General features: G+C 45.5%; 7 protein-coding genes and 1 pseudogene. 6 read left to right on the top strand and 2 right to left on the bottom strand.

Going from position 1 to position 10,139, the window contains the following annotated elements:
• Positions 1 to 236: 236 nt before the first annotated feature.
• Complete coding sequence (locus H6F41_RS19085; protein WP_242023107.1) at positions 237 to 5,117, top strand: hypothetical protein; 4,881 nt, start codon at positions 237 to 239, stop codon at positions 5,115 to 5,117.
• 83 nt (positions 5,118 to 5,200) lie between these two features.
• Here the strand turns inward: H6F41_RS19085 and H6F41_RS17900 are convergent, their stop codons facing one another.
• Positions 5,201 to 5,821, bottom strand: coding sequence for a phospholipid scramblase-related protein (locus H6F41_RS17900; protein ID WP_190404822.1), 621 nt, complete (start codon positions 5,819 to 5,821; stop codon positions 5,201 to 5,203).
• Positions 5,822 to 5,958: 137 nt separating this feature from the next.
• Between H6F41_RS17900 and H6F41_RS17905 the strand changes: the two genes are divergently transcribed.
• The 5 genes from H6F41_RS17905 (at position 5,959) to H6F41_RS17925 (ending at position 9,959) form a co-directional block, all read left to right on the top strand.
• The gene (locus tag H6F41_RS17905; RefSeq protein WP_190404823.1) at positions 5,959 to 6,411 is read left to right on the top strand and encodes a hypothetical protein; all 453 of its coding nucleotides are present in this window, start codon (positions 5,959 to 5,961) and stop codon (positions 6,409 to 6,411) included.
• Positions 6,412 to 6,517: 106 nt separating this feature from the next.
• Positions 6,518 to 6,934, top strand: a complete 417-nt coding sequence (locus tag H6F41_RS17910; RefSeq protein ID WP_190404824.1) for a Rho termination factor N-terminal domain-containing protein — start codon at positions 6,518 to 6,520, stop codon at positions 6,932 to 6,934.
• A 133-nt stretch (positions 6,935 to 7,067) separates the two neighbouring features.
• Positions 7,068 to 7,511, top strand: coding sequence for a hypothetical protein (locus H6F41_RS17915; RefSeq protein WP_190404825.1), 444 nt, complete (start codon positions 7,068 to 7,070; stop codon positions 7,509 to 7,511).
• Between the two features lie 82 nt (positions 7,512 to 7,593).
• Positions 7,594 to 8,892, top strand: coding sequence for a hypothetical protein (locus H6F41_RS17920; protein ID WP_190404826.1), 1,299 nt, complete (start codon positions 7,594 to 7,596; stop codon positions 8,890 to 8,892).
• The gene (locus H6F41_RS17925) at positions 8,889 to 9,959 is read left to right on the top strand and encodes a hypothetical protein (RefSeq protein ID WP_190404827.1); all 1,071 of its coding nucleotides are present in this window, start codon (positions 8,889 to 8,891) and stop codon (positions 9,957 to 9,959) included. Before H6F41_RS17920 ends, H6F41_RS17925 begins: the two co-directional genes overlap by 4 nt.
• Positions 9,960 to 10,010: 51 nt before the next feature.
• Here the strand turns inward: H6F41_RS17925 and H6F41_RS19525 are convergent.
• Positions 10,011 to 10,139 (bottom strand): annotated as a pseudogene (locus H6F41_RS19525) (IS4 family transposase); the annotation flags it as partial.

The following is a 10,139-nucleotide window of genomic DNA, read 5'->3' on the forward strand; positions in this document are numbered from 1 at the left end:
AAGTGGCTCAATTAGTCTCACAGTAATTAGTTCGGATATGGTGATTCTTAGAATCTTCCCATTAGTTCGGATATGTGTAAATAATTCTGCATGGCTACTTATGAATCCCAGTATTCCCTGTATGACGAAGATGGTGAACCAAAGCGCAAAAGGGTAAAAGTAAAACCGAAAGCACAAGCAAGCAAACCAAGCAGAGAAGCAAATATTGATTTGGAATTCTAGCGAGAAATCATCAAATGGAATTTAGACAAATTGACCTGAAGACAGGGCAAGAGTTACCATTGCCTCCGAAATCCGTTGAGCATAGCTACCTCGAACTGAAGATCGGCAAAGACATCGAACCAAGTAAACTTGCCGTTGGTAAGATGTACGATGGCATCACCGAACGAGATATCGAACGACTGCAAGAGCAAGGACTGTATCTAATTCTTGCCAATGGTCGAAGTGCTTACTTTGGCGATCGCGATATCGCCGAAAAAGTAAGCCAAGAAATCTTCACCAATCACAGCGATGCAGTTGCCTATGGCAGTTTGCCAGTCTCCGAAGCCAAGACCTCCATCTTTAAAGAGCAAGCCAGAATCCTGATCGTTGATGATGAAACCCTGAATAAAGACCCAGCCACAGGAAATTACCAAGCGGATTGGGGGAATCAATCCATCACTCTGAGCAATGGCATCACCCTCAGCGATAAAGCAATGGGCTTAATCGCCAGCAAACTAGGGGACTGCTATAGCCTGATCTCCCCCGACCTCGCCAACCAACTGCAAGCCAAACCAAACCGCCCCTTTCAATATCGAGCTGCCGTCCCTGAATGGCAGGGCGTAATCAAAGGCACATGTCGAGCTAGCTTACTCTGCCAAGCATTAGAAGTTGATGGCATTATTGCCAAATCGAGCATCAAAGGCGACAACAAAACCACCACCACAGGTCTCCATAAAATTAGTCTATTCTGGTCAAGAAAAGAAGATGCCAGATTCACCGAACAAAAACTCGGAACTCAAGCTCTCGTCTTCTTTCCTGAAGGAGTCCAAGCAGACGTATTGCCTAAGCTAAAAGTCAAAGCCGAACGCCTCGCTGAAGCCCAATCCGACCCACGCAAGATAGCGCAACTGTATATCGAACGTCATGAAAAGCGCCAACAGCAGAGACAAGATCAAGTCGCGGATCGTGCTAACATTACACAAATCATCGAGCCAGAACTGGCACAGGAACTAAGATTAAGCCAACAAGAAAACACAACAGCCAATGAAATTGAACAAGAGCCATTAAATTCACCTAACGAAGAATACCAAGATTGGCTCTATGACATCCTCAAAACTGACCTAATCGAAGGTGGTCATTGCCAGATCTTAGAAATGGAAGACATCGCCAAACGCTTACGGGAATTTCTGCAAAGTGAATGGCAAGAAGTTGCCACAGGCGGCGTTTACGTCCCCAGTGGCATTGCCCAACCTCATAACCAACTGCAAGAAGGCGAAGTCAGTTTTACAGGACTACCCGATGGAGCCGAAGTTGCCATCTATCGCAGTCCCGTCGCCAATGCTGCCAACTTTGATGTATTTACGAACAACCTCACAGTTCTGCGGGAATTAGACCCCGAAGCCTATAGACAGAGAGGAGTTTGTTACCTCAATCCTAACGATGCGAAACGACTGGTGATCGACTTTGATGGCGATCGCGTGGGGATAATTCCTAGTCAATTATCCCCCGAACAGCAAGCCAGTTCCCAGAAAATCATCGAACAATATCCGACCCTAATCCAAGAAATCATTGACAAGAATCTACCAGAGAACAAACCAATTCAAGTTGAAAAAGAAAAGAAGATTCCCCGCGATGCTGCCAATGGATTTGCTAACCTAGCCAGTGCCGCCGTGAACGCTGCTGATAACCCCACAGGACGGGTTGCCAATTTGGGCATGAGGCTAGAAGCATTGCGATGGGAAACGCAATATATTCCAGAAGCTGAAAGCAGCAAATACTTGCAAGACATTGGCAAACATTTCCAAAAGCTCCTAGCCGAAGACCAAGAAACCAAGAAACCCTTTCGCATTCTCAATGAATCGTGGCGCAACCAGATTGTCGAGATTAGTCTAATCGCTAGTACCATCCCAAACCTACCCGAACCAGAAAAAGCGACTGCTGTAACTCAAGGTTTAGCCAAAACTGAGAGACTGCTATGGCAGTTAGAAAGCCTCGCAGCCGTGAACTTACAGCGTGCAGTCGATACTCCCAAAAGTGCCAGAAAAGTTAATGAAGATGAATTTCAATTCTGTCAGAAAGTTGCCAAATACAAACAAGTCGAGTGGATTAAAGATAAAGACAATAGCTATGCCTACATCGATGCTGAAGGTATCAAAACCAATACTCAAGACCCTGTGGGCTGGATGGTGGAACAAGCCAACCAGATTTACAAAGAACATAGTTTGATTGGCGATCGCAACTACAACCGCTTTGACCATATCTTCCCCAAAGACAGCCATACCGACGCAGATAGCGAATGGGCAAAGGGGATTGCCACGCACTACAACAAGCTCATCTCTGAAGCCGCCGCCAGTCGTAGCCGACTGGAACATGAAGAAGGTATTGCTCTCACCGCCACCTCGGCAAAAGGCAACAAAATCGAAATCGTTAGTGTGATTAGCACCGACCCCGATGGCGAGTCGCCAATCTGGGAGATCGCCCGCAAAGGAGAAACTGTCGATATCCAGATGGCAAAAAATAAGGACTGGAAGACCGAAAAACAATATCCCTACAAAGCCGTCGCCCTAATCGATCGAGACAAAATTGACGTGGGATTAATCTCCCCAGCCAGCTTAGCCGCCTATGGGAAAACCATCGAAAAAGACAAAATCTTCGGCAACCTCAACCTAGAATTCAAACTAGGCATTTCCAAAAATGATGTTGATGACAAATTTGCCGCCGCCGAGAAATATCTAGAAACCCAACGCGATGCAATTCCAGAAGTCGAACGCGAACGCCGAGCTGCCGCTCTCTGGCATAACAATAACCGTGCGATCGCAGGCAAAATGTTTACCCAAGTCGTAGCCAACCGACTACAAGAACTACAGGTAGCAAAAATCAAAGTAATTGGCTTGCAGTATGAAACCAACGAGTTTAAAGATAAACAATGGCAAACCCATGAAGCCCTAAATTGCAGGATGGTAATCGAAGCCAATCCTCAAAGTCCCATCTATGAAAAGCGGGTAATTCAAGTCCAGATAGATGACCAATGGCAAAACATGGGCGTTGTCCACAATGACGCAGCCTATATGCCTATTGGCAGTCAGTTCGTTGCAAACATCAATTTATCAGCCAGCAAGAAAGATGCAGACTTAGAGATCGATAGAAGTACGCTCAAACTGCCTGAAATATGGCACGGACTATCACCAGAACGATTCAAAGAAGCCGTCAACCTTGATGTCATTGCGCCGCAATTAAAAGAAGCGATCGCCAAAGCTGCGGCTAACCAACCGACCATGACCGAATTTGTGGCAAAGCTTGCCGAGGAGAACGTGGGACTAAAAGCGCAAGTGCAGGCAGGGGGAAGAATTAACGGGATTACCTATCTCTACGAAGGGCAAGCAATAAAAGCAAGTTTAATTGAAATGTCTTGGAAGAATCTCGCCGCGATGGGAGTAAACTACGATCCTGAGCGAGATCGAGAGGCATTGTCTCCTGTCACTATCCCGATAGAAACTAATACTCAAGCTGAAAGCTCTATAGAGACTCAGGAAAGCAGCAGTACAAATCCCCTCGAAAAAATTGAATCGCAATTGAGGGAATCAGTGCGTAGTCATTTTGGCAAGGATAAAGCAATGGCAGAAATCGCCACCCAATTTATCGGCAAAGCCGCCACCCCCGAAACGGTTTATTCCAGTACGAGATTGTACGAACAAGCATGGGGAGAACTAGCGAATTCAGGTAAATATAAACCTGAAGATGCGATTATGGTCAGTGGGTCAGGACCTTGGAGGAGAGAAGGAGACGAACGCACCAAATCGCAGATTGAGCAAGATTTGCATCAAGTATTTACCAGTCATTACCAACCCTTACTAGATCAAGCGATCGCCGCAGGCAGTCAAATACTAGTGGGAAACGCCAAGGGAACTGATCAACTAGTCGTGGCATATCTGCAAGAAAAAGGCTATGCCCTCAACTGGCAGCCCCAAGGCTATTACCAAGGTTCAACCCCACAACAAGAAAAGCCAGTACAGATAGAGCAGCCAGTCAAAATCACAGGAAAACCCGTCAAGATGGTTTATCCCCTCAAGATGCATGGAGAAGTGAATCCCTTACCCGTCAATACCTGTATCGAAGCAATGCGTGGACATGGCAGATGCCACACGACACGGAGGTATGAACCCTATGCCGCCTATGGATTTAAGGAAGGGGACATAGCGATCGCGATCGCAGGAGAGCAAAAAGTTGCCTTTCAAGTGGGTAAACAGTACAAAATCACCCCAGAAATGCTGAAAGATGCAGCCTATCAACAGCAATGGTCGCAGATGGAAAAACATAGCGCCAAGGAACTGACCACCTTTCAAGGACATAGCAACACATGGGGAATGCACTTTCAACCACTTGGCGACTATGTAAACGGGAAGATCGTGCCATTCCCAACAGAACCGATCAAAGCCGATAACCGCATCGTTAACGACATTCAGCAACTAATGGAATGGAGCCGCATTGCCGAATATTTGGGCAAGAGTGAGAAATATATAGACCGAATTCAAGAGCTTATCGCAGGCGAAAGCATCACCGAAAAAGCCCAGCAAGCAATGCACAAGGATCATCACGCATTAAGCCAGCATGTCGCCACGCAATGGCGGGAGATCTTAGCAATCAACAGTGACTATGTAGAATCACAGGATGGCAAACTTGTATTTGAGCGCAAAGGCAACGAAGGTAAATATCGAGCCACATGGGAACAGGACACCGATACATTGACATTGGAGGCAAAAGTCGTGAACCAAGGAAAATTCCAGTATTCGCCAATTTTGGTACAGCAAGGACTAGAGATCACCCATAGCCAAGTAACCATAAAAGAGGCAAAAAATTGCGATCGCGCCCTACAGGTAATAAGTGAAAACCAAAGGGGAAAGCAAGAACAAAGATAAATAAGTAAGCTAAATCTAAATCTTTTAGACAGTCTATAGATATAGAGATATAGGAGAAATCAATAGATCAAAAAATTAAAAAACTAAGAAGCTTTGCGCTCAAAATATAAGATATCGATGAATATAGCACCTGCCAGCAAAAGCAGTTTGTCATCAGCAGTTAATCGAGAATCACTAAAACGCACCCTAAAATTATCAGCATCAGTAAATAACTCCTTAGAGATACCAGACCACTTCTTTTCAATTACAGCAACATCCCTTGCCAGTTTTTTAATAGGGAAAGTCCAGATACTCCAGAAGGGAGAAGTCATCGACATGATGAGATTACCCCTCGTATCGAGGAAATCAAACTTTTTATTGAACCAAGCAAAACGCTGTTGCAAACTACCAACCTGCCGATCCCCCGCCCCAAAAACATCAATACGTTGAAAGAACCAACGAAAAGGGTGATGAGCGCGAAAAACCTGTTGATTATGTATATCCGTACCAATAATGTTAAATACCCGCCAATGCCCTAAGAACTGACGCATGATAGCATCGCCAAGCCCTAGCTTCTGCTCAGCACAGTAACCAAATTGGAGACCATCCTCAGACTGAATCTGGTAACGATTGCGAGTTTCAAACCCAAATATTTCCGCAACTTCAAACTTCTGTTTGATGTAAATCGAATTAGCTTGAGCAAGAGTTTGGATGAAGTTATCCATAGATTTCCATTAAGCAATCAATATTTTCAGACATAAGCATACCCTAGCAAGAAGAACTTATTGCATAGACATAAGCGTTAAGAGGAGCGCTTACGCTTGAAGTCCATGACGATTGACAAATTAGGAAAAACAATCATATGGAAGTAGCAATAAGTGGATTGACAGGCAAGACACAGGCGCAGATATTCAGATCGAAATCGCGCTGTATGAAGACAACCAAGCAGCTAATTGACCTAGCTAAATCGATGAATGCAAGAATCACCGATTTAAGCGACGGCACAAAACTATTGACCTTTCGAGACGGCACCAAGCGGACAGTACAGTGCCAAGATTCAACATTGGACGCAGTGAGAGAAAGCGTCCAAGAACTAGGTGAATATCTGAGCAAACACCCCGACCAAATATCGAATATTGTCTCAGGAGTAATGGAGATACTGACCGCTGCCGAGTATTTCGCCAAAGCATCCATGCACGAATACACCACAGATCGAGCAAATTGTCGGCGAATTGCTGAAAGCCATCTGGAAACCCTGTCCGAAGACTATCCCCATATCTTCACTAAAAAAAACGCAACAAGAGAATTGAACTAAAAATCAATCTAGCGATCTCGCTTAAATTCGAGTGAATGAGCAAAGATCGCGCTAACTGATTCCCAAACAAGTATTGAAGAAAACCAACAAATTAACAGGAAAAACTATGAAGCCACCAACAATTTTCAAGATTGCAGTCGAAGCTCTTATAACCGTGAGCCTGATCGCATTACTGGGATTATTGACCGCACTAACCTATGCCCTACTATCATTTCTAAGTGCAGAACCCACTCCTCAGCCACTACTAACTTCTCAGAGAGAAACACCTGAAATCACAGTCAAGCATCTAACAGCCACCAACCCAGAACTACCAGATGCAACAGTAGCTTTGTCCTCAGCAAAAGCAGCACCAAAACTGAAAGCAGAAGTCAAGGAAGCCAAGACAGAAATCATTGCAAGCGCCCCTACCAAACCGCTCACGAAAATGACAGTCCAAGAACTCAGACCCCTAGCCAGAGACCGTAAGATCCCCAACTGGCGAAAACTGAAGAAGAAAGAATTGCTCTTCTACCTAACCGCCTAGTTTCAAATAGAAATCTTGTCAATGCAGATATCCATCCAAGAATAATATCTGCATTGACAAGCAAGAAGAACGCTAGCGCGTAAAGTCCGTGAACGATTGTCAACCCCAAAAGTAAAGTCAGGAGACTAAAACCATGGCACGTCAACTAAGATTCGACACCCCAGAAGAACTTGCCGATAAAATCATTGACAAGCTGAGTCAAGAAGAACTGAACGTAACGACTAGAGCCTTGATTGTCCATGTCCATGCACAAATTCCAGTCAAGGAACTGGAAAAGAGAGTAGCAGCCAGCAATAATGCAGTAGTTGAAACCAGCCGCCAACCTAAAGCTCGTAAACCCCAAGTTAGCACAGACAAGATGTGGCTATACCAAGCAAAGAAAGGTTGGGCTTTAAGCAACCTCACTATGCCAGTTGATCGAGTCGTTCAACGCTTGCAAAGTCATTATGGCTGCAAGATTCTGGCAACCAAAGAAGGCAAGATCAACTTTCTACCATCAAAGCCCACAACAATTGACGAACTGCAAAAGAATGGATTTGTCGTTTATCGCCAAGACCTGAACAAGAAAGCAGCCTAGTCCATCAATAAACGAAACCCAACAGCAGCTAGATCCAAATTGTTGGATCTAGCTGCTAAATCATTTTGAGCGTATAAATAAAATGCTAACGATCGCCAAGACCAACCTCGCCACAGGAGAGATTGTCGATAACGAGATCCAATTTCGAGACACCCTCCTCGAAGCCCTGCATCCAGAGATCAACCTCAGCATCGGCAACATTTCCAGCTACTTACAAAAGATAGCCAAAGCCGAAAGCATCGCTAAAACCAGCAAATCCGCCAGCAAGCGCAGCACCGCCGCCAAAAGCATTGCACCCTTGAAGAAACAAGCGATCGCTGCCTTAAGCAAAGGGCTAGGCAAATACCAACTAGCAGGAGCATCGGGAGCCAGAAAGCATGGAGACTTCTTCTTCAGCCAAGGACTCAACCCCTTTGCCACCTATTTCCCCAGCGCTATGGGACAAATCAACTACGGCTCCATTCTGATGACTGAATGCCTGAAAATCTATGGCATTGAACAAGTCACCATCCTGATTGTCCAAGACAAAGAACATCGCACCGATGACTGTCACGGCAAAATTAGCCATGAAATGCTGAACCAACTGCGCCAAAGCGAAGACTTTGTAATCCCAGCCAATACACCATTCCAGTTTCGGGCAGGAATTGCCCACCAATGGGTCGCCAAAGGAACCTTGCAAATCAGTCTAGACATTCCCGCAGGAATTGACTTAATCCTGCCCCTATCCTGCTTCAAAGGACATAAACCTAAACTTGGTATCCACAAACTCGCCAATCTGAAGCTAGGAATCGTCAACTTCGCCCAAAAGCGCAGAGTCAAGACCTCCTACACCGTTTGGCAGTGGTTCAGCCAACAAGCGATCGCCCAAGATGTTCTGCCCACCACTCAACAGAAAGCGGAAACCCTAATGGCTGCCCAATCAGACATCAAACAACTTTGCCAACTGGTGCAAACAGAGCAATGGGTCAAAACCGATGATCCTGAAGCCGAAAGCAATGAGGAAGAAGCCGACGGCAAAATCCTCGCGGAGATCCTCAAACACGACATTCATGGACAACTGCTAGAACATCCCTATGTGGTACGAAAGATTGAAGATTTAGTCAGAAGAAGATGGTTAACCCTAGCCACCAGTGGCGGCATCAACTTCTCAAGCTTCATGGCTCAACCATATCCCGAACTAGGAGAACTAGAAATGTGCATCCCCGAAATGCCAGAAGGCGAATATGTAGGATTTCACTATCCCATCAGAGATCGCAATGACTTGCAGATTTGGACAAACAAGCACATCAAAGGACTCAACCAACAGGGAACGATGTATGTCAATCCAGACTCGCCCGTGACTATTGCGGTATGGACTTTGACGGAGATACCTTCTGCGTGAAATCAGTTAAGAAATTACCTGAAATCGCCCAAGAAATCCGTCAGCACCACATCAAGCCCACCACTTACAAACCCGACAAAGTACCAGTGCAAGGCACATTAGCGGAAGTCGCCTTAAGATCTACTGAAAACCAAATTGGACTGATTACCTATTACCTAGCCACCGCATGGGCAACAGACCACCATCAGTACATCGCAGGCTTAGCTCAAGAAGTGCAAGTTGCCGTAGATCGGCTCAAATCTGACCTCAGCCACGACCAATCCTTTCTTGATGCAGTGGGCAAAAGCCTACCAAAACTAGACTGGCTGATTGATCGCAAGCAGCAAGGAGTCTATGGCAGTTACTACGACGCTAAACAGCGATGTAAAATGCCCGCTAGACCCATGCAAGCAAGTGGAGAATACCAAGACGCAATCTCCTTCCTGATTCAGTCAGTAAATGCCATCTGGCAGCCCGTGGATTTGCACGAACGCACCCTGCTTGAATTCCGCGAACTATTCCTCAAACCGAATGAAACCCTCTACAAAAGAGCGATCGCTCGACGTGATGAATATACCAGCAAGATTAGGGAAGCGATGAAACTATCAAGCGAGAAAGAATCCCGCAAGAAAATCCTCCGTGCCGCCGTGCAATGGGCAAAAGGACTAGGCGAGAAACTACGGGAGAAAAGTGAGCAGACAGCGCAAACCTGTGCCGCCGCCATGTGGCAAGCCAGTCATAACGGCGATCATGGTACTGCAAGCGTTGTCTTCAATATGTTCTTACCAGAGATCTGCGCTCGGCTCCATGACAACCAACTGATGCGATTGCAAATAGTGGGCGCACAGTATGGAGAACTCGCATCCACCAAATGGACAGGAAATGGAGAACATGCCTGTATTCCCGTTCTTGTATCTCAACGCCAAGAATATGGCAGATATCAAATTGAAGTCATCCGTAAAAGAAGGAAAAAGCCATACCTGCTAGGACTTGTCGCCAAAGACTCCGCCAAAGTATTGGTGGGAGAATACACAGCTTCGCTGAAAACACAGCAAAAGACCATAGTTTGCGAACTAGTTGCTGCATAATCAACTAAAGGATGGAGGGCTTTAATATCAGTGAAGCATATAGTCTGAAAGCTAAGTACAGGACAAAAATTTAATAGAGTTAAAGAAGGCTTGAGAATTGAGATGAAGGTCAAAGATAATATGCCGAAGAAAATCAAAGCCAAGCCGAAAGATACTCTTAGGAAAGTGACCATGCTTTTT

The sequence above is a fragment of the Pseudanabaena mucicola FACHB-723 genome (assembly GCF_014696385.1).
Classification (GTDB): domain Bacteria; phylum Cyanobacteriota; class Cyanobacteriia; order Pseudanabaenales; family Pseudanabaenaceae; genus Pseudanabaena.

What these genes read in the sequence shown, in the direction of transcription:
- H6F41_RS19085 (WP_242023107.1), top strand. Translation starts at nt 237, where the DNA reads ATGGAATTTAGACAAATTGACCTGAAGACAGGGCAAGAGTTACCATTG.
- H6F41_RS17900 (WP_190404822.1), bottom strand. Translation starts at nt 5,821, where the DNA reads ATGGATAACTTCATCCAAACTCTTGCTCAAGCTAATTCGATTTACATC.
- H6F41_RS17905 (WP_190404823.1), top strand. Translation starts at nt 5,959, where the DNA reads ATGGAAGTAGCAATAAGTGGATTGACAGGCAAGACACAGGCGCAGATA.
- H6F41_RS17910 (WP_190404824.1), top strand. Translation starts at nt 6,518, where the DNA reads ATGAAGCCACCAACAATTTTCAAGATTGCAGTCGAAGCTCTTATAACC.
- H6F41_RS17915 (WP_190404825.1), top strand. Translation starts at nt 7,068, where the DNA reads ATGGCACGTCAACTAAGATTCGACACCCCAGAAGAACTTGCCGATAAA.
- H6F41_RS17920 (WP_190404826.1), top strand. Translation starts at nt 7,594, where the DNA reads ATGCTAACGATCGCCAAGACCAACCTCGCCACAGGAGAGATTGTCGAT.